This window comes from Clostridium sp. DFI.1.208, assembly GCF_024463855.1.
Lineage (GTDB): Bacteria > Bacillota_I > Bacilli_A > Erysipelotrichales > Erysipelotrichaceae > Clostridium_AQ.
This window is the reverse complement of record NZ_JANGCA010000010.1, coordinates 68,210-88,635: the sequence shown is the minus strand read 5'-3', so window position 1 is coordinate 88,635 and position 20,426 is coordinate 68,210. Positions and strand designations below refer to the sequence as shown.

General features: G+C 43.3%; 20 protein-coding genes, 1 pseudogene and 1 riboswitch. Of the genes and pseudogenes, 11 read left to right on the top strand and 10 right to left on the bottom strand.

What is annotated here, in order from left to right; translation table 11 throughout:
• Positions 1–3: 3 nt before the first annotated feature.
• The 8 genes and pseudogenes from mobT to NE665_RS07315 form a co-directional block, all read right to left on the bottom strand.
• Positions 4–1,209, bottom strand: a complete 1,206-nt coding sequence (gene mobT / locus NE665_RS07350; protein ID WP_000398284.1) for a MobT family relaxase — start codon at positions 1,207–1,209, stop codon at positions 4–6.
• 22 nt (positions 1,210–1,231) lie between these two features.
• A pseudogene (locus NE665_RS07345) lies at positions 1,232–1,378 on the bottom strand (conjugal transfer protein).
• A gap of 53 nt (positions 1,379–1,431) precedes the next feature.
• Positions 1,432–1,830, bottom strand: a complete 399-nt coding sequence (locus NE665_RS07340; protein WP_117443315.1) for a hypothetical protein — start codon at positions 1,828–1,830, stop codon at positions 1,432–1,434.
• A gap of 4 nt (positions 1,831–1,834) precedes the next feature.
• Entirely contained in the window at positions 1,835–3,229 is a 1,395-nt protein-coding gene (locus NE665_RS07335) for an ATP-binding protein (protein ID WP_117443316.1), read from the bottom strand.
• Positions 3,217–4,029: a hypothetical protein gene (locus NE665_RS07330; RefSeq protein WP_117443317.1), complete on the bottom strand. Its 813-nt coding sequence runs from the start codon at positions 4,027–4,029 to the stop codon at positions 3,217–3,219. Before NE665_RS07330 ends, NE665_RS07335 begins: the two co-directional genes overlap by 13 nt.
• Positions 4,030–4,034: 5 nt before the next feature.
• The gene (locus NE665_RS07325; RefSeq protein WP_117443318.1) at positions 4,035–4,424 is read right to left on the bottom strand and encodes a YdcP family protein; all 390 of its coding nucleotides are present in this window, start codon (positions 4,422–4,424) and stop codon (positions 4,035–4,037) included.
• Positions 4,425–4,439: 15 nt separating this feature from the next.
• Complete coding sequence (locus NE665_RS07320; protein ID WP_117443319.1) at positions 4,440–4,763, bottom strand: YdcP family protein; 324 nt, start codon at positions 4,761–4,763, stop codon at positions 4,440–4,442.
• Between the two features lie 209 nt (positions 4,764–4,972).
• Positions 4,973–8,746 (bottom strand): VaFE repeat-containing surface-anchored protein, encoded by a 3,774-nt coding sequence (locus NE665_RS07315; protein ID WP_152331228.1) that lies wholly within the window; start codon positions 8,744–8,746, stop codon positions 4,973–4,975.
• Between the two features lie 288 nt (positions 8,747–9,034).
• Here NE665_RS07315 and NE665_RS07310 point away from each other — a divergent pair, with 288 nt between their 5' ends.
• The 4 genes from NE665_RS07310 to NE665_RS07295 all read left to right on the top strand — a co-directional run bounded on the left by NE665_RS07310 (position 9,035) and on the right by NE665_RS07295 (position 12,056).
• Complete coding sequence (locus NE665_RS07310) at positions 9,035–9,688, top strand: hypothetical protein (RefSeq protein WP_117443320.1); 654 nt, start codon at positions 9,035–9,037, stop codon at positions 9,686–9,688.
• 423 nt (positions 9,689–10,111) lie between these two features.
• A complete protein-coding gene (locus NE665_RS07305) occupies positions 10,112–10,597 on the top strand; it encodes a GNAT family N-acetyltransferase (RefSeq protein ID WP_117443321.1) in 486 nt (161 codons plus the stop codon).
• 24 nt (positions 10,598–10,621) lie between these two features.
• Positions 10,622–11,125, top strand: a complete 504-nt coding sequence (locus NE665_RS07300) for a GNAT family N-acetyltransferase (RefSeq protein WP_117443322.1) — start codon at positions 10,622–10,624, stop codon at positions 11,123–11,125.
• Positions 11,126–11,216: 91 nt separating this feature from the next.
• Complete coding sequence (locus NE665_RS07295; protein WP_117443323.1) at positions 11,217–12,056, top strand: helix-turn-helix domain-containing protein; 840 nt, start codon at positions 11,217–11,219, stop codon at positions 12,054–12,056.
• 414 nt (positions 12,057–12,470) lie between these two features.
• Here the strand turns inward: NE665_RS07295 and NE665_RS07290 are convergent, their stop codons facing one another.
• Positions 12,471–12,980, bottom strand: a complete 510-nt coding sequence (locus NE665_RS07290) for a membrane lipoprotein lipid attachment site-containing protein (RefSeq protein WP_117443324.1) — start codon at positions 12,978–12,980, stop codon at positions 12,471–12,473.
• Between the two features lie 358 nt (positions 12,981–13,338).
• Here NE665_RS07290 and NE665_RS07285 point away from each other — a divergent pair, with 358 nt between their 5' ends.
• The 7 genes from NE665_RS07285 (at position 13,339) to NE665_RS07255 (ending at position 19,631) form a co-directional block, all read left to right on the top strand.
• Positions 13,339–13,689, top strand: coding sequence for a helix-turn-helix transcriptional regulator (locus NE665_RS07285; protein WP_117443325.1), 351 nt, complete (start codon positions 13,339–13,341; stop codon positions 13,687–13,689).
• Positions 13,690–13,786: 97 nt separating this feature from the next.
• Complete coding sequence (locus NE665_RS07280; protein ID WP_117443326.1) at positions 13,787–15,007, top strand: Zn-dependent hydrolase; 1,221 nt, start codon at positions 13,787–13,789, stop codon at positions 15,005–15,007.
• Positions 15,008–15,066: 59 nt separating this feature from the next.
• Positions 15,067–15,164: riboswitch (purine riboswitch) on the top strand.
• Positions 15,165–15,205: 41 nt separating this feature from the next.
• Positions 15,206–16,540 (top strand): NCS2 family permease, encoded by a 1,335-nt coding sequence (locus NE665_RS07275; RefSeq protein ID WP_117443379.1) that lies wholly within the window; start codon positions 15,206–15,208, stop codon positions 16,538–16,540.
• A gap of 49 nt (positions 16,541–16,589) precedes the next feature.
• Positions 16,590–18,362, top strand: a complete 1,773-nt coding sequence (gene ade / locus NE665_RS07270; protein ID WP_117443327.1) for an adenine deaminase — start codon at positions 16,590–16,592, stop codon at positions 18,360–18,362.
• A gap of 345 nt (positions 18,363–18,707) precedes the next feature.
• Positions 18,708–18,992, top strand: a complete 285-nt coding sequence (locus NE665_RS07265; protein ID WP_117443328.1) for a GNAT family N-acetyltransferase — start codon at positions 18,708–18,710, stop codon at positions 18,990–18,992.
• Positions 18,989–19,435, top strand: coding sequence for a VOC family protein (locus NE665_RS07260; RefSeq protein WP_117443329.1), 447 nt, complete (start codon positions 18,989–18,991; stop codon positions 19,433–19,435). The genes NE665_RS07265 and NE665_RS07260 overlap by 4 nt, the downstream gene beginning before the upstream one ends.
• Before the next feature lie 43 nt (positions 19,436–19,478).
• A complete protein-coding gene (locus NE665_RS07255) occupies positions 19,479–19,631 on the top strand; it encodes a hypothetical protein (RefSeq protein WP_178759741.1) in 153 nt (50 codons plus the stop codon).
• Positions 19,632–19,881: 250 nt separating this feature from the next.
• Here NE665_RS07255 and NE665_RS07250 read toward each other — a convergent pair whose 3' ends face one another.
• Positions 19,882–20,373 (bottom strand): Rrf2 family transcriptional regulator, encoded by a 492-nt coding sequence (locus tag NE665_RS07250; protein WP_233104568.1) that lies wholly within the window; start codon positions 20,371–20,373, stop codon positions 19,882–19,884.
• Positions 20,374–20,426: the final 53 nt, after the last annotated feature.

Sequence of the window (20,426 nt, the reverse complement as noted above, 5' to 3'; positions counted from 1 at the left end):
GAGTTATTTTTTTGTTGTTATCACGTCCTGTTCTTTTACTGACTGTTGCTTCAAAATCTGCTTGTGTCGGTCTGTCAGTTTCGCATGGTCGAGAATGTCTTTTACAACCTGCGTCTGGTTGATTTCATCAAGTTTAATCGCAACCTTTAAGGTCGGGGCAACTTGATGAGATAGCCAGTTCAGCGTCCTTTGGAAGGAGTAAGGCTCTGGTTTTGTGGTTAGTTTTAATCGTTCACGATTGTTCCCAATAAACCAAGCCCATTCTTCATTCAGTTTCCAATCAGAACGAGGTTTGGAATCGTCTTTATCTACAAAACGGATATACCGATTGATAATTTTAAAGGCGGTATGCTCTGGATTGTCATAGACGAGTAAATCACGGACTGCATAATAGGCACGCTCATTTTTCAATCGAATCTCAAAACGGTTTTTTACTTCTGCGTCTTCAATGGGAATATCATTTTTCTTGTACTGCTCGTAGTCCTTTTCATAGATACAGAAATAAACTTCACTTTGTAATGAACCGATATAGAGGGTGTTTCCCATACATTCCTTTTCCTCTTTGCGTACCAGTTCGCCACTGCGATAGCTTTTAAAACTGCGGAAGACGGAGATACATTCTTCCTGTTGGCACTTTTCAGTGAGTACAGGGATATTCAAAATCCCTGTCTTATCGTTAATGGCAAGGTCAAGGCGTTTCATCACACCGCCAGCCACCAAAACGTCCATAAAGAACTCATACCAGCTTCTTTGTTGTGCCAGAAGATAGCTTTCAAATTGTCTGCACCCACGACCTTTCAATTCCACCAGAACTCCTTTGTCCAGTTCATGGGAGCAAAGGACGAATATGTCGCCTAAAGCATAATGCTCTGAATAAGAATAGAAACCATAGTCCTCATGAAGAAAATAGGACAGTTTCAGTTGTAAGATGTTTTCGACCACCTGCTGTACGTCTGTTGTCGGAAAGCGAATCCTTACATAATCAAACAGCATTTCAAGGGGAGCGTCGGGATTGAAGCGTTCCAGAGCTTCCCAAAGGGACTGCTGTAAATCCTCTGATGGCTTGACTTTTCCTGTTTCAATATCGCTTAGATACTGCCTTGTAATACCAGTCGCAACAGCTAAACGGTTTTGAGATAGTCCATAAGCCAAGCGTTTTTCTTTTAAATGCTGTAACCAAGTTTGTTCATTCAGTAAAAATCCCTCCAATCAAAAAGGCGTATGTCAACTTTTAAAGCCCATTTGACATACGCTGAAATTTTGTAAATCCCTTGTAACCAAAGGATTTTCTAATGTTTTTTTGACTGTTTCCTGTCGATTTGTACCCCCCTGTTAGATACCGAGGGGCTTAATCGTTTGGCAGGGCAAGCCCTGCCAAACAGGAACGGCACTTTACGGTCTTGTTGACCGCAAAGCACCGTTCCTATTGGTCTATCTGTTCATGCCGATATAAAGCACTATAAAATCAATATCTGATTTAAGACAGGCTTTCAGCGTATCTTCTGGAATTTCACTTCCACGAATATCTTCTTTGAGAAAGTCCTTTCCCACAAGCTCAAAAGCATAGTCAATACGGCTGTTACAGATAGAATGTCGGCTATCCAAGCGTATACAGAAACGACACGGCAAGTTACGCACCTTATAAATAATTTCATCTGTGATTTTATCTATCCTTGCTTCAAAGCGATTTTTTGGATTGATACTAAATGGTTTATATCTGTCTGCTGTCAATACGTCACAGTCTGAAAGAAATTGTTCATAATTCAAACAGATATATTTCATCCTTTTTCCCGTTGGTGTGTGAAACACTTCTATTTCTTTATATTTCATGTATTTAGTCCTCCATTGGTTGTTCTTCTGGTACAGCTTTTCTTACATTAGCAAGCGTACCAATAGTTTGTAAAAAATCATGTTCTTTTGGTACAAGTGGGGTGTAAAACTCTGATATGACGCTTGTACCCACATCACAATAACCACGCCCTTTGATACGCTTTTGAAAGAACTTCTTTTGCGTATCGCTTCCAAACATCATGCCGTAGCCAAGCTCACTCATGCGCCCTAATGCCACACGGAAGTTGAAGTTATCTCTGATACCGTCACTGAAATACTTTGCGTCTGGACGCTGACAGGCAAGGATAAGGAAGTAGCCAGCCTGTCTGCCTAACATGACGATTTTCTTTAGCTGGCTTAATATGGCTACGCTTTCCTTTGTGGTTAAACACTCCATGAACGCCACGTATTCGTCAAAGATAAAGAAGTGCGGAGCAAGCCCCAGATAGGCGTAGTTCTGTCCTGTTTTGTAGTTTGGCATGAGCTTCATTGCTTCACTTCTTGCCACCATGCCGTCATAAAAGCCATTGACGCAATCAATCATATCTTCCTTTTTGTAGTAGACCTTATCCATGACCGTTCCCAAGTCCGCAAGGTCGGCGTTCTTTGGGTCGAGGATATAGAGGACGGTATTTGTCCGCAACAGGGCTTCAATGATAGTTAAGATAAAGTAGGTCTTACCGCCACCAGTTCCACCACAGATAAGGGCATGGGGGAGAGCGTCATATTCCCAGACAAGGTTTTTCATCAAGCGCAAGCCCCCGTTTTCTGCCTGTACTTCCTCTATGGAAATGCGATTTGCTATCATGTCATAGAGCAGGGTATATTCCACGTAGCCGTCATACAACAGCTTGTCGGTCAACTCGCAATACAGACCGCTTTCCAGCTTATCTTCCAACTGCAAGAGCTGGTCTTGATACTTCCCCAGCGTGATTTCACACTGGATATGAAGCAAGCCTTTTTCCATGCGGTAATACATTCGGGGAAAGTAGCTGATTTTCTCCTTTGACTTACCAGATTGCAGGTCAGTGAAGAAGCTGTTTCCCTGTATCGTCACTGCTTCATACCAGCCGTTTTCCAAGACCATACGTGCCAGCTTTTGGCGGTGTATAAGCTGTTTATAACGGTCAAAGCAGAAGCGGTAATACAGAAAAGCGACCAGTATACAAATACCAGTCGCTATAATAATTGTTATGAAGTTGTAAGGGGAGAGCGACAACGCCAGCCCGTCATTTCTGATTAAGCTAAACGTGTCCCAATCGGTACGCATAATCTGTCCCAAGTTCAAAAGCAGTATGACCGCCACGAACAGAAACAGGAGCGAACCGCCACAGAAGCGGTACACAAGGGACTTATCGCTGGCTCTGATACGCTTCCCCTTATATTTCAGAATAGACATAAGACCTCCTGTTGGTTGTTATAGTGCTGGGTATTGTACTGACAGACATTTTTATTGAAATGTGGCTGTAATATTTTTTCGTATCTCCTGTTTGCAATACGCCTTTCAAAATACAGGCTGTTATTCTTAGGATAGCTATGTTGAGTATAAGTTGGATATTTTTTCAAAATATGCCTTGCTTCCTGTGTCAAAGGGTAGATATAACGAAACATAAGACCGTTGATTTTTTCTATCTTCTTGTGTTCGCAAAATTCGTGTGTCAGCCAGTGGCGTTTTTCCACTCCGTCATAAACTGCATTTTCTTCCAGCAAAATCCTTGCACTTCTAGGGTGTATCTTTTCCAACGTCTGGCTGTCACGATATACACTTGTCTTAAAACTTCCGCAATAATAAAAATTGGAAGCCTGATAGACATAACCGCATTTTCCCTCGATACCGTCTGCCAATGTGTATAAGAAAAGGCAGTCTGTATACTTTTGCAACCATTTGATTAGGTACGAAAGTGTAAGACTGCCGAAATACTGTGTATGGTTCATTTCTGGAAGAAAACACATTTTGCCGATTTCCAGATAATCTGCCGTAACAAGATTATGTGACGGAAACAACTTGTGTAACGTCTGCAAGGGCTGTGTACCCCATCCTAATTCCACCACACCCAATAATTTCTCATGCTGGTATATCCCTAAGAAGTAACGGCATAACCGAGGTACCACTTTTGAATAGTGATACCTGCGGATAAATGCGACTGCCTGTTCTTTCGGGAGTTCCTTGATTGATAAAGACATATCCTTGTGGGTCATAGTGTCTATTTCCCATTAGGCATATCTTTTTTTGCTTGCTGGTTCTGTGAGCTTATAGGCTGTCCCTGTCTGTTCTTTAACACAATGTCGTCTGCCTTAATAAACCAGTCCACGTCTGCCCCTTGAAAGGTGGCGTTTGCTACCGTATCCGCAACAGGGTTGATAAGCTCCACCTCTGCGTTGTAGTCAAATTCCTTTAACGGAACAGTGGCAGGAATGGACACCTGTATCATGCGTCCCTGTCCACGGCATTTAAGGTCATAAGTGCGTTCTTTGATTTCATCTGAAACCGTTCCGTCCTCATTCTGGATATGCACCTCACGTCTTAATGCCGAAAACTTCAACTGCCCGAATGTCTTTTCTTTTTCAATCACGATACCGTTTGCTAATCTCATATGCTTTCGTCCTCCTTATTTATTCTCTGCTGGTAACATATCATCTGCCAGCAGGATATAGTTTGTAAACCCTCTCGTGCCGATTTTGTAGCCCTCTGCGGTAATGCGTGGGTTAATCAGCTTCACTTTCTGTTCTGGCTGGAAATGCTTTTCCCCAGCTTCAGCAGGAAGCACCACGATAATATCGTCTGCCCTCTGCACATCACTGTAAAGGTTGTAGCTTCGGGACACTGCCGTCATGCGTCCGTTGATCCTGCGCTGTACAACCTCACTTTCTCCTGCATATTCCAGATTGCCGAATGTCTTTTCCATGTTCGGCACTACAAATTTAAGTTCCATATGTTTTACCTCGTTTCTTTCTTTTGATAGTTATTGTTTATATGGGGAGCTACACTCCCCATGCCCCTAGTGGACTGTTTTTTTCTATCAATCAAAAAGACGATTGACAGAAAAGAAACAGTTTGAAGTTGTGTTCTGCGGTAGGCGTTCTATTGCGGAGGGGAACGGGACTGCTCCTGTATATATTTTCTTGCCATAGTGATACCGCCCTATGACTTCTTAGTTTTGCGTTTCTTCAAGAAGTATGTTCCAGCTAATGCAATGCCAGAAGCACCCAACAGAACAAGCAGACCGATAATATTTGTTGTATCGCCTGTCTTTGGACTGTCCGTCTTTTGCACTGGTGTATCTGGCTTATCTGGTGTGGACGGCTTTTCTGGTTCTTCTGGAGCAGGTGTTTCTGGTTTCTCTTTGACCGTTACCGTCTGCCCTTTGTCGTTAATGTCCTTATGTTCTGTAACCTTTTTCGGTTCATCTGGATTGCTTAAATCATACAATTCTTCAAAGGTTACAAGGTCTTTTCCTCCAAGCTCGGAAGCGTCAAAGGTAAAGGCAATCTGGACTTCCATTGTTTCACTGTCTGCGACAAATGAATAGTCATTTTCCACACGCTTGCCGTCAATAACAAGCTCTGCATTTTCTTCCTTAATCATCTGCCAGCCCTTTAGCTGATACTTTGTACCAATTTCCAGACCGTCCAGCTTAGCCGTATCAATGATAGTTACTTCCTTTCCAGCTTCCACGACTTTTTCGCCGTCCTTGCTGGTAGCAGTGGTGTGGATATTGATGATACGTTCAGTAATCAATACCGTTTGTCCGTCATCCTCAATGTCCTTGTGTTCTGCTACCTTGACAGGCTCTTTCGGATTGGACAGGTCGTACAATTCCTCAAAAGTTACAAGGTTCTTTCCACCAAGTTCAGAAGCATTGAACGTATATTCAATCTCAATTTTCATTTCCTCACTGTCAGCAGTAAAGGTATATTCACTTTCCACACGGTTGCCGTCAATGACAAGCTCTGCGTTTTCTTCCTTTAACATCTGCCAACCCTTTAACTGATACTTAGTACCTTTTACAAGCCCGTCCAGCTTGACGGTATCAACAATAGTGACCTCTTTTCCTGCAAGGATAGATTTTTCCCCGTCCTTGCTGGTAGCTGTGGTATGGATAGAGATTTCTTTTTCGTATTCATCTGTCAAAGTACCTAAATCAATGACGGTTCTATCTCTTGACACTACAATGTCAAAAGCAGGAATGAGCTTGAAGCCTTTGTTGCTGGCACAGCGTAATTCCTCAATCTCGTAAGTATCGTAAAGCAATGCACCCTTGCTGTCGTCTGGCTCTGATGAACCAAACCACACGCCGTCCTCGCTGGTCTTTCCTGCATTGGTATTGTGCTTGTGGGAAGCCCAATCCGAAGCAGTGGAGAACTGCCCGTTTTTGTCTGTCACGACAATGTGGCTTTCGCCTGTGGTCTTGCTGGTAATCTTGAAAGGCACATCTGCTAATCTCTTATGAGTGCCAGCACCAATCTTCACACCCTCAATGTCGCCACGCTTAATCTGGTTATAGATAGAGCTTTCTTCGCTTGTAAGGTCAACGATTTTCCCATTCTCTTTGATTTCAAATTCACGGGAAACCGCACCTGTTCTTAGATAGCCCTCTGGGGCTTTGCTTTCGTCAATACGGTATCTTCCATATGGGAGCGTATCAGAAGCAGTGGAAGCGATACCGTCAATGCCTGTGTGGATTGTCTTTACCACTTCGTCTTTACCGAACAGTTTACCGCCCACCAAGACAGCATTTTCATTTAAGGAAGTAATACTAAACGCTGTATCTTTTAGTGTCGCACCGCCTTGTGGCTTTGTATCTTTGGTTTCAAGGTCACGCTTTTGTATCTTCACACCGCCACGGATAACTTGATTGTAGGCAGAGTTTTCCTTGTCTGTAAGGTCAATGATTTTCCCGTTCTCTGTGATTGTAAATTCATGGGAAACCGCACCTGTTGTCAAGTAGCCCTCTGGGGCTTTGGTTTCGTCAATGCGGTATGTTCCATATGGAAGCGTGTCAGAAGCAGTGGAAGCGATACCGTCAACACCTGTATGGATTGTCTTTACCACTTCGTCTTTGCCGTATAATTTCCCGTCAACCAAGACAGCATTTTCATTTAAGGAAGTAATACTAAACGCTGTATCTTTTAGTGTCGCACCGCCTTGTGGTTTCGTGTCCTTTGTTTCAAGGTCACGCTTCTGAATTTTCACACCGCCACGGATAATCTGGTTGAAAATGGCGGTTTCCTCGCCTGTAAGGTCAACGATTTTCCCATTCTCTGTGATTTCAAATTCACGGGAAAGCACGCCTGTTGCCAGATAGCCCTGTGGCGACTTGCTTTCGTCAATGCGGTACTTTCCATAAGGGAGCGTGTCGGAAGCAGTGAAAGCGATACCGTCAATGCCTGTATTGATCGTCTTTACCACATCATTCTTTTTGTAGAATGAACCCTCAACCAGAACAGGGCTTTCATTCAAGGAAGTTATGATAAACTCTGTATTTTCCAGTATCGCATTACCTTGTGGGGTTGCGTCCTTTGTTTCAAGGTCACGTTTCTGTACTTTGACACCGCCACGGATAACCTTGTCAGATACGGAGTGCTGGTTGCTTCCAGATAATACGGCAAGGTCGCCGTCCTCTGTAATTTGTGTTACATACATGCCCTTAATCTGTTCCGTGCTTCCATTGGCTTGCATATATGCACCCTCTAACAAGTAACCTGTTGGGGCTTTGGTTTCTTCAACGGTTATCGTTCCTAAAGGCAGACAGTTGATACCGTTCTGTGAATAGAAACTGTCCCCAGCTACTTTGTACTTGTCAGCTAAACGGGTAACGTAGTGTACTGTGCCGTCACTATCTTTTTCAGCAAGCGTCTGTGTTGTCCACGTTCTTGTGGCTTCTGCTGGAAGATTGCCCTTGTTGTAGTAACCGTCATAATACTTCCATGTAAATTCTGCACCTGCAAGGGAAGCGTTCCCTTGTGGGTTGTCTTGTCCTGTTTCCAAGTCAATCTTGAAAAGTTCCAGCAAGGTTTCTGTGACTTTTGGCGTGTCGCTCACTTTCAAAGTGGCAGTCTTGCCAGCTTCCACGGTCAGCGGATAAACATTCTTGTCTAACTTGAAGCCAGCAGGAGCTTGTTGTTCCTTGATATATACTGTGCCAGCTTTGACTTCTACGGCTTCGGTATTCCCGTTACTATCTGTCGTAAGGGTGGTAATGACATTCTGGCAATTCTTATCAGAATAGACACCGTAGACCGCCCCAGCAAGGGAATACACATCACTGCCGTTTGTAATGCTGGCATTGGAGGAAACTTTCTGTAACTTTGCGTTTCCTACATTCAGCTTCGCCCAGAACTGCCCGATATCCTGCCCCTTGCCAGTGTAGATATAACCGCCACATTCATAGCGTCCTTTGTTGGCTTTCACAAAAGCCTTTGCACCAGCGTAGACTTCATCTTGTATGGCTTTTGAGATTTCATCATAGGAAGCACGGACGTTATCACACTGCCAGCCCAGATGAACGCTTAACCTCTGCCATACAACGCATTGTTCCAAAAGATAAAGCTGTTTGTGGTTCAGTCCTGTATGTCTTGCCCCGTACTGCTTGACATATTCAAGGGATAAAGCAACGTCCGCTATCTGGTCGGCACTCATGCGTGAACTTGCGTCTGAACGTGTCTTATAGCCAGACTGAAAGTCCGTGTTGATGTCAACACAGTATGCTGTTTCGCCCTCTACGGTCATAATGCCCTCATGGAATGTAGAACCGATACTGCCGTCATTCATAACCTTTTCTACATATCCTGCCTTTTCCTCTGCGTCTGTCCAGTATTGCTTTTCTGACGCATGGACTGTCGAAGCTGGCAGGGTAGTAAACACGGTTGCAAGGGTAAGCATACCTGTAAGCAATCGCTTTAATTTCTTTTTCATGTTCTTAATGCTCCTTTCGTTTTGGGTAATAAAATAGCCGTCCATTTCTGAACGGCTGGAAATAGAAAAGGAACGCTTCATTGTGGGCGTTCCGTAGTCTAAATGCTTTATTCAATTTTGATGTTTCAATACTGATGTGCTGTACCATATCTTTGCGAAACTAAGAATATCAGCGTATCAAGGCTCATTCGTCAGTAGTAAATAAGTAGTAAAATGAGTAGTTCTAATCCTTAGATATTGCGATAGATACAGTGTTTTAGGGGATAATCAAGTTTTTGCTGTGTTTTTATGAATAAAAAATTCAAATATAAAGGAAAAAAAGGCGAAATAGATGTTTTAGTTGTTTCAGATTTGGATTTAATCATAATTGAATGTAAAGGACCACTGGTGCCAACTAGCAATTTTGAAATGAGAGCCACGTTTGAACACATTGAAAAGTCGCAGAAACAGTTAGACTTATCTAAAGAAGCGTTTGAGGATGATGGATTTAGAAATAATTTTTTTAAAGATAGTCTTCATATAGACGGAAAACGTAGAAATGTTTATACCTGTACTGTATTAGGGAATAGATTATTTTCTATTTGGTCAGGGGTGAGACATCCTATTAGAAATATATATGAATTGGATATGATACTAACTAATGGCGAAATAAGTTCACCATTTGCAAAATGGAGTATTTGGAAGAAAGAAAAATATTCGCATACAGATTTGCTCGATTTTTTGAGGCAAGATGGAGTGTTTATTAAATTAATGCAAGATTCTATGGACAGTTACTTCAAAAAATTAACTTTTGCAGGGAAAACTATACAGTATGAATCTTATATGTGGAATATAAGAAAATTGCTCTTGCTTTGCGATAATGAATTAAGATTATTAGAGAAAAACCAAGAAGAGTGGAATATATTTTTTGAGATTAGTGAAGAACAAATGAATACAGTTTAAAGCTGAGTCCGAACTGACAAAATGGAACTTGATGAATTGTTTGGGTAGTGTACAAAACATAATCGCTGCTCATTAATAGAAATATATATCTAGCTTGTAGGGTAAAAGCATGATTTTTTTGATTAGAAGCGGCTTCTATACTTCTCCTCATGCGGAACACGGTACCCAGTGTCATTTCTAGATACTAAGATTCTCTCCCACGATAAAAAACGAAGCAGGATTTGATGACATCCATCTTTCATTGTAGATAAGCACAGAGTATGCTATGATATTTTTATCAGGATAATAAGGGAATAGGACGGGATGTGCCTACCTTATCAAAACACTAAAAACAGCATGCACATGGCTAATTTCACAAGAGATAAATCATGGGGTTATTATCTATTACATATATATAAATTACAGAAAAAAGGGGGAAAAACCATGTTGCAATTACGAGAATTCACAGAAAGCGACCTTGCACTGGCAGAGGCTTGGCTGCATAAGGCTCATGTAAGAAAATGGTATGAAATTCCACAGCTTGGTGTTACGCTCGAAGACTGGATGATGGAATATAAAGAGCGAAACGGAAAATATCAATGGATCACACATCTCATTGTTATGTGGCAAGAAAAACCGATCGGTCTATGCCAGTATTACAAGGCCACAGATAGTGATGAAGATTTTGGTACACTACCACGCATTGGAACATATGGCATTGATTATCTTATCGGTGAAGAAGACTGTATCGGTAAAGGCCTTGGAAAAGATATGCTGAAATTGCTTGTAAACAGGATATTTTCTTTTCCGGACGCCTATAGAATTACTGCTGACATCGATAGGGAGAATCACGCTTCTGAAAAAACATTGCTATCCTGCGGCTTTACCTTACAGGATCCGGTCAAGAGCCGGTACATATTGTCGAAATAATACCATGCGATAAGGAGGATGCTTATGAAGCTCACAGATTTTTCTGATACATTTTACGTTCGCAGACTATGTTCAGATGATGTGGAAAACATATATGCGCTATGCAATGCAAATAAAACCTATTACAAATACTTTAAAACTGCGCCAACATATGAAAATATCATAGAGGACTTATACCGCACACCGCCGGGTAAGACAACAGATGATAAATATTTCCTTGGATTCTTTCAAAAGGATCAGACGCTTATTGCTATTCTGGATCTGATCTTCGATTATCCGAAACCACAAGTTGCATATATCGGTCTGTTCATGATGCATGTTTCAGAACAGGGGAAAGGAACAGGCTCCAAAATCATGAAGGGTGTATGCAAACAGCTCGCAAATCAGGGAATCACCTGTGTGCGGCTTGGCTGTATACGTGGGAATGAGGAAGCCGCTTCCTTTTGGAAACACAATGGATTTTATACGCTAGGAGAACAAACACAGGCTGCAGATTATCAGGTTGACCTAATGGAAAAGGCGCTGTAAATATAAAATATAAACCCGATAAAATCAATTCTCAATACATCGGGTTTTCTTATACGATGCAGGTTATACTTGGGATGAAAGGAGGATGGTGATGGAACTGATCACAGGAATCAACAGGGTTATGGCTTATACGGAGCAAAATTTGAAGGAGAATTTGGATAGTGATAAGCTTGCGCAGCTTAGCGGATGCTCCTATGCGGATTTTCAAAGAGTATTCTCATTACTGAATCATATGAGTTATCTGGAATATGTCAAAGCGAGAAGGCTATCACAGGCTGCAGTGGAAATTATTCACAGCAGGAAACGAATCCTGGATATCGCACTGGAATACGGCTATGAGAGTGCAGATGTATTTGCGGCAGCATTTAGAAGAGCTTTTGGATGTTCACCGAGCCAGGCCAGAAAACAGCAGCTGCAGCTCCAGCTGTTTCTGCCAAGAACCTTTGCTATCACCGTGCATGGGAATACAGAAATGAAATATGAAATAAAAAGGAAAGCCGGTATGCATCTGTCCGGACATTCTGTGATTTCTTCACAAAATGAAAATCGCTCAATAACATTTTGGTCGGATGTAAAGGCAGATGGTACATTGCAGCGTATGATGCAGGAAGCAGCTACAGCAGTTTCCTACGGATTGTGTTTTGGGTATGATAGGTATGGCGATAACCGCTATATGATTGCGGTGGAAGGGGAGCTGTCTGCGGAATATGAAGCCTTTGAGCTTCCAGCGGCAGAGTGGATGATATTTCAGAATACCGGCCCTGTATCCATAGGTTTGCCTGCATTGTGGAAAACTATCTATGCTGAAGTGCTGCCAGTGAGCGGCTATGACCGAAATGAGAATATGCCAACCGTAGAACTGTATGGAGAAGGATCGTGTGAGGCAACAGATTATCACATGGAAATATGGATTCCGATCCTTCGTCGGTGATGCTTCACAGTCACGCTTGCACAAAATTCACTATACGATGCTCACTCTATGGCAAACGACGCACTGCGCTGCATCAGGAAGAAACGCAGCCGTTAATTGAAAAATAAGCATACAGAAAACGGGGTACGCATACTTGCAGCAGTGCAATGGGTAGGGATACCCTTTTTCTGTGTGGATGGGACAATAACGTTTGCCGTTATATAATGGATACAAAAAAGAGGATTTCCCCTTGCCGGTAAACGCGACAGGGAATGATCCTCTATTTGTCTATGAGAAATTCCAGGCTTATCTTATGTGTCTTCAATATATTGAGAAATGCCAAAATGCTAACAAACATAAGCTCTTCGATGTGCCAATGCACAGACGGTGGAGAATTTGCTGAAACCCCATTGCATGCTACAGCATTTGTAAATATCAGCTTTCACTCAGGGCATTGATATACTTCTGGAATGCACTCTGATACTGACTCAGCTTGTCTGTTTTCAGATCCAGACCTGAATTCGCCTTAATTTCATTACTCTGAACGATTTTATCGGATTCCTTGATGCCCTTGTACAGCTTTTCCCAGGCGAATTTCACATCATCGTACTTCTTATCCTTCAATCCGTTCACAAATGTATTATATTCCTCAAGCTTTGAGACTGCTTCGTTATACTGCTTCAAAGTCAGCTCGATGTCAAGCTCCTCCCCTGTCGCAGAAGTACCGCTGGTAGTGTAATACCCAATATCACATAAACCGATATTCCAGATATCTGTGACATACCAGTCATTGATTTCACGCAGCTTCGCCGTCACTTCCTCTGTGGACATTTCAGATGAACTTTCACTGCTTTTCGGTGCTTCTCCGCTCTTGTCATCATTTCCTTTGCTGCACCCGGTTAACATAAGCATTCCTGCGAGTAAGACAAATAATAGTTTTTTCATAGTTATGCCTCCTTTAGACTATCATATCACGTTTTGTGTGAATTGGTGCATGAAAATAGAAGGCTTTGCATGTAAATATTTCCAGAGAATAAAAAAATCCGACAGCTTTTACTGTCAGATACCTAGGCAGGCCGTCATCAGATAACTGATTTGTGAGAATGAAGTTAAATGTCAGGTATTCTGATGACGGTATCGTTATTATAAACGAATTTTGCATAAAATGCAATTATTTATTTATAATATAGTAACGAAAAAGATTCTAAAATGGTGGATAAAGATTACATATGGCATAATATAAGTTTAAATTCAAATGTTATGGTAACACTTATACTATAATGAACATATAAGTGGTGATAGTATGCAAAATGACGTTATGACTGATAAATTTATCGATTATGTAAATGACAGAATTGAGGATTTGGATATGACAAAATCCTCACTCGCAAGAAGTGTCGGACTGGATAAAAATTCAGTGACCAAATATCTGAAGAAAGAGAGAACGATGCCCTTGCATGTCGCTTTGAAAATAGCGAATTATCTGAATATGGATATCAGCAGAATATGCGGGATTCAGACAGAGCAGGTGCTGATGCCGATTGAACTGAATCTGATGCGGGAGCTGCGCAGTATCCAAGATGAAACCTCGCAGGTGCGTCTGACGCTGGATTTCATCAGTATAACAAAATCCTTCAACTCCAGTCATCGTTAGTACAGAAAAAAGCAGACACCGTTTTGATGGTGTCTTTTCTGCTTTCTTGGCTTTTTTGATGCAATCGGCTATAATGTTCATAATCGGGAGGTAGCCTATGAAAATCAATGAGAAGCGTTTATGGAATCATATACAGAAACTGGGGCAGATAGGAAAAGCAAGCGATGGAAGTGTAACACGCTTTCCGTTCACAAAAGAGGATGAGGCTGCCGCTGTCCAGCTGAAGAAATGGATGCAGGATGCCGGTCTAAGCGTTGCTGCAGATGCCTGCGGTAATATCATCGGGACGTTAAAGGGAGCTGATCCAGCCCTGCCGCCTGTTGTCTGCGGTTCCCATTTTGATACGGTAAAGGAAGGTGGGATATTCGATGGCTGTCTGGGGGTACTGGCAGGTATTGAGGTATTGCAGACCATACGGGAAGCAGGAATGCAGCCGCAGCGTTCCCTGATGGTCATCGGCTTTCGGGATGAAGAGGGAAACCGATTCGGCTATGGTATGATCGGCAGCCGCTCCATTTGCGGGAAAGTGGATGCTGAAGGACTTCAGACTCTGGATCAGGATGGAATCACACTTGCACAGGCAATGAAACAGGCAGGCTATCATCCCGAGCAGTATGCTGCCTGTCGCATAACACCACTAAAGGCTTACTATGAAGTGCATATCGAGCAGGCCGATGTTCTGGCAGCACAAGGGCTCTCTGTAGGAATCGTTGAGGGGATTGCCGGATTGGTGCGATATACAATCACGATCCATGGCAGGAGCGCACATGCGGGGGCAACACCGATGCATCGGCGTCATGATCCGGTGACCGCGATGTCCCGCTGGATTTTGCGTATGACAGAGCTTGCACAGCAGCAGCCGCATACGGTAGCGACGATTGGGGAAATTCATACCTATCCCGGGGCCTGCAATATTATCTGTGATCATGTGAGCTTTTCTCTGGATCTTCGCTCTCTTGATGATTCCATTCTTTCACATATACTGCATACAATGCAGGAGTTTGAAAAGACGCTTGAGCGGGAACAGGGAGTACGGGTGAAACGCTGCTTAAAACAGCAGCTGCCGGCGGCAATGTGCGATGAACAGCTGAAGCAGGAGCTGGAGAGCTGCTGTGAAACACTGCAGCTGCCCATCCTGCGACTTGCCAGCGGTGCAGGACACGACTGCATGAACTTTCAGGACGTCTGTCCTATGGCGATGATCTTCGTTCGTTCTCAGCATGAAGGTGCCTCCCACTGTAAAGAGGAATACAGTACACAAAAGGATTGCGCAGACGGGTGTCAGCTTTTGCTGGAGGCATTGCGGAAGTATTTGTAAACATTCAGGAAACAATTACCTATGCATAGACGTTTACAATTTTGCTTTCACTTTGGTATAATGAACTCTGTTGTGCTCACCATATAATGTCGGGATATGGCCGACAGTCTCTACATCTCACCGTAAATGAGATACTATGGTGCTTCTTCTTTCATGGATATCATGGAATATGGTGAGGACATGGTTAAGGAGGAAAATATGAGCAAAATCGCAGATTTTTTCAAATTCAAGGAACGCAATACCAGCTATAAAAAAGAGCTTATCGCCGGAATCACCACGTTTATGACAATGGCATATGTGCTGGTCGTACAGCCCGGGGCAATCGTCGGCTATGGGGATGCCGCATTTATCATTGATGCCAACGGTGTTATGATCACCAAGGAGGCGATCGTTGTCACCTGTGCTATTATCAGCGGACTCATTACCCTGCTGATGGCGTTATATGCAAATCTGCCATTTGCATTGGCAACCGGTATGGGAAGCAATTTCATGTTTGGCGCACTGATTCAGAGCCAGCAGCTTTCCTTTGGAGGCGCTATGGCAATGACCCTGATTTCCGGTCTGATTTTTCTGTTGCTGACAATATTCGGTATCCGTGATCTGATTGTCAAGGCGATACCAAAGAACATTAAAATATCCATCGGTACCGCAATCGGCTTCTTTATCGCATATCTGGGATTTAAAAATACAGGCATTGCGTCCTTTACGGAAAGCGGTATGGGCATGGGAAACTTTACCGACCCTGCTGTTATGCTGGCCGTTCTGGGGCTTGTCATCATTGCTATTCTGACAGCGTATAAGGTAAACGGCGCAATTTTGATCGGTATCATTATCGTTACCCTGCTGGGAATACCGGCAGGGGTTACCACAGTCCCGTCAACATTTGCCAAGGTTCCTGATTTCACCGGACTGGGCAATGTCATGTTTAATCTTGATTTCAAATCCGTATTCAGCTTTTCATCCGTTATTCTGATTTTTACGGCGTTCTGCGGGGATTTCTTCTCTACGCTGGGGACAATTCTCGGTGTCAGTGCAAAAGCCGGCATGCTGGATGAAAATGGGGATTTGCCGAATATTCAACAGCCGTTTCTGGTAGATGCCATCGGAACCTGTATCGGTGCACTAACCGGTAATACGGTCATTACGACCTTTGTGGAATCCAGTGCAGGTGTGGAAGCTGGCGGACGCACCGGCTTTACCAGTGTTGTGGTATCCGTTATCTTTATGATTATGGTATTTCTCTCCCCACTGGTTCTGATGATTCCAAATGCGGCAACCGGACCGGCTCTGATTTTCGTGGGCTTCTTGATGATCAGCGGTTTTAAGGATATTGATTTCGCAGATTTCACAGAATCCTTCGGACCGTTTGTTATGATTATGTTTACCGTGTTTACAGGCTCTATTGCCAGCGGGATATCTGCCGGTATTCTGGCATTTGTACTTATTAAAACAGCGACCGGAAAATTCAGAGAAGTACATCCGATCATGTATGTAATGGCGATCCCTTTAATTTGCTATTTTATATACGGGTAAAGCAAAAGATGCATGAGAGTGCATCTTTTTGAGAAAGGAAGTGTTGTATATGAAGCTACAGCCAAAGGATAAAAAACAGCTGCTGAAGGCGGCTCTTGGTGAAATTCCAAGCGATCTGCTGATCAAAAACGTTCAGCTGGTCAATGTGATTACCGGAGAAATCTATCCGGCCAATGTATTTGTTTATGATGGTATGATTGCACATGTGGAATATAAGGATTTGAATGCAGATCTGGACAAGGCAGCTACCGTTGTGGATGGACAGGGACACTATCTGATTCCCGGCTTTCTGGATGCGCATGAGCATATCGAAAGCTCTATGATGACACCGCGCAATTTCGCAAAGGCAGTCATTCCGCATGGGACGACAACTGTAATTACCGATCCGCATGAAATTGCCAATGTATGGGGGATGGAGGGTGTCCGCTATATGCATGACAGCGGAGAAAATCTTCCCATGCGTCAGCTGATCGATATTCCAAGCTGTGTGCCTGCGGTTCCGGGACTGGAGAATGCCGGTGCGGATTTTCTGGCTGAACAGATTGAAGAGCTTTGCGGTTTAAAGCGGGTAATCGGTCTTGCAGAGGTTATGGATTTTCTTGCCGTGATTCATGGAGAAGATCGCATGATGGATATTCTGAAGGTTGCGGAAGAGCGCGGTCTGTATATGCAGGGGCATGCGCCATATGTTAGCGGACGAATGCTGTCAGCCTATCTGTGCGGTGGTCCGAATACCTGCCATGAAACACGGGCATCTGCGGAAGGGCTGGAAAAGCTGCGCAGTGCAATGTATGTGGATGCCAGAGACAGCTCTATCACAAAGAATGTAAAGGACATCTGGGAGGGTGTTAAGCAGGTGAAATTCTTCGATCACCTGTGCTTCTGTACGGATGATCGCGAAGCGGATGATATTTTGAATAACGGACATATGAATGATGTAGTGCGTAACGCCATTCGCTGTGGTATGGACCCGGTAACAGCAATTAAGAGTGCTACCTATAATACGGCACGTGAAATCAAGATTGAAAATCTGGGTGCGATCGCTCCGGGCTTTGTGGCAGATATGCTGATTGTTGAAAGCCTGGAGGAATTGAAGCCGAGTCATGTGTTCTTTGATGGAGAGCTGGTCGCGAAAAACGGAAAGCTGCTGGCCGATATCAAGGAGGAAAGCTATGCGATCGAGCATCGCAATTCCATGCATGTAAAAAGCTTGTGCGCAGAGGATTTCCGTATCAAGGCACCGGTGGAAAACGGTACTGTTAAGGTGCATTTGATGGAGTACAAGGATTTGCTGTTATCCAGTACGCTGGTTTCCTGTGAGGAGCTTCCGGTGGAGAACGGGTATCTGAAGCTGAACGATGATGACTTGAAATTCGTAGCTGTTGTCAACCGTCATGCAGGGCATGATACCGTGGCTTTGGGCGTAGTGCGTGGCTTTGGTACGACAACAGGAGCTCTGGCATCGACGGTTTCCCATGATTCTCATAACTTGACAATCGTATACGATAATGCAGAGAATGCGCTGCTTGCCGCAAATGAATTGATTGCCTGCGGAGGCGGCATGTGTGCAGTAAAGGATGGTGCAGTTCTGCATACATTGCAGCTGCCGCTTGCCGGACTGATATCGCTGAAGCCTGCGGAAGAGCTGGCGGTTGATAATGCATTGATGAAGGATGCGAATCGCGCGCTTGGTCTTGTGGATATGGAAAATCCACTGCTGAGAATCGTCACCCTGGCATTGCCGGTAATTCCTGAGGCCAAAATGTCTGACCTTGGTTTGATTGATGTTTTGAAGAAAGAAATCGTACCGCTGTTTGCATAAAGCAAGAAGTATGGAAATACACTTAGCTTTGTAATAACGATCGCGCTGTTACACACAGAGGAAGCAGGCTATAGGGGGTAGCTTGCCACTTCGTATGTTGAAGCAGCGAAATCAAAACAGCTTGAGAAATAAGGAATCAGGAGCATCGCATAAAGCTGATGCGTCTGATTCCTTTGTTTATGATAAATAAAGCGGATCAGCCTTTATTTTATAAAGGTTTTCTGTATAACGAAAGCTGTGTGAATACGGTGTTATAAATGACTGCAATTACAGGTATGCAGGAAATGATTTATGGTACAATGAAGCTGTAATAGCCGTGCGTATGGCATGGAGAAGGAGGCTATCATGGACATAAGCAGAGAGGAACACCGTATATTTATAGATAAGCAGGGACAACTGCTTGCTGAGATTACATTTCCTTTTGTAGATGAACAGCTTGTGGATATCGATCACACATTTGTTGACGTATCACTGCGTGGACAAGGGATTGCAGGCGTACTTATGAAGGAAGCAGTCATCGCAATAAGAGCGCAGGGCTGGAAATGCGTTACAACCTGTCCCTATGCATATAGCTGGATGAAAAAGCATATCAAGGAACAGGATATCTGGACGATGGAGGAAACGTTATGAGACTGGAGTGTGTATATATCAATGCACAGCATTTTCATGACACGGTAGACTTCTATGAACAACTGCTCCAGCAAAAGGGGAGAGAAATTACGCCGCAGCGATGGGTGGAATTTTCGTGCGGGCATACTCTTGCTGTCCTGCATGCGGAATATGATGCGGAATTTGCAAAGCAAAAGCAGAATGTGAAGGAACACTATAATGACGCATACGTCAGAGATTGCATACAGACGGTGAATCAGGGAAATGATATCATGGTTCAAAATTATGTGTGTGAGGATTTGCATATGGAATATGAGCGTTTGAAGAGCCTGCAGGTTTCTTCGCTGTCCCCCCTTTATTATGTTTCGATCACGATGCCCTACTGGTATTTCAATATCAGTGATCCCGAGGGAAATGTATTGGAAATAACCGGACCGTATGATCCGAGTAAAGAAACGGTATAGCCTGTCCAATCAACACACATACTAGAAATGGAGTGTGATGAATATGGAACAGAAGAAAAAATCCTGCCATGACAGCGAAGAGCTGCTGCATCAAAAGGAAGAAAAGAAAACAGCTGGAAACAATCAGTGGACAAACAATAACCTAAAGTATTATCCGGACGAAAGAGATCGTCAGGATGGTCCCGGAGGAAACTGAGAAAAGAAAAAGGCCGACTCTTCCATTGGAGGAATCGTTTTTTTCTTATGCCTGTTCAAAGGAAATCCAACCTTTTCATTATAGAAATCGGCTATTTTCTTATACCTGATCAGAAAATAAGATGCTTATTTTCACACAGCTAAGAGGCTGACCGGCGTTTTAAATTGCGTTAAAAATCATTGATGCAAGAAGCGATATGACAGCCCTCGCTGTGCAGCCAGTCGGCATAAAAGTCCTGTGGCTGCGATGCTTAAACATCGGATAGAATTTGCTGAATCGTAATTTCTTTTAGCTTTTTTCGATATTCCAGCTCGGCTTCATGCAGATACCGCATGATTTTTTCTTCTTTTTCTTTAACCTGCTTTCTGGAATCAAAAACCCGATCAACAAGGCTTGTACTCACGGCGAATTCCTCCTGTCCCTCAATGGCATTGAACAGGTCAAGAAAGGTTATGTGAGAAGGTGTTCGCAGCAATACAAAACCGCCGTTTTTGCTGGCGATCGAGGAAACGATGTCCGCTTTAACCAGCTGCCGCATGATTTTTTTTAAGTAGGAATCCGACACATGCAGCTTTTTGCTAAGCTCGCTGCTTTTCACAGGCCGACTGCTTGTGCTAATCAGCAGTACAATACAGATTGCCTGCTCCAGACTGCCGCGTATTCTCATAATCTCACCTTCTATCATGTATAGTATAGCTGTTTCTTCTTTTCCTTTGCAAGCCTTTTCTTTGAATCCATCCATCTTTTCCTCCTGAATTTTTCATAACAATTCTAAACTTTCTGTAAATAGCGTTG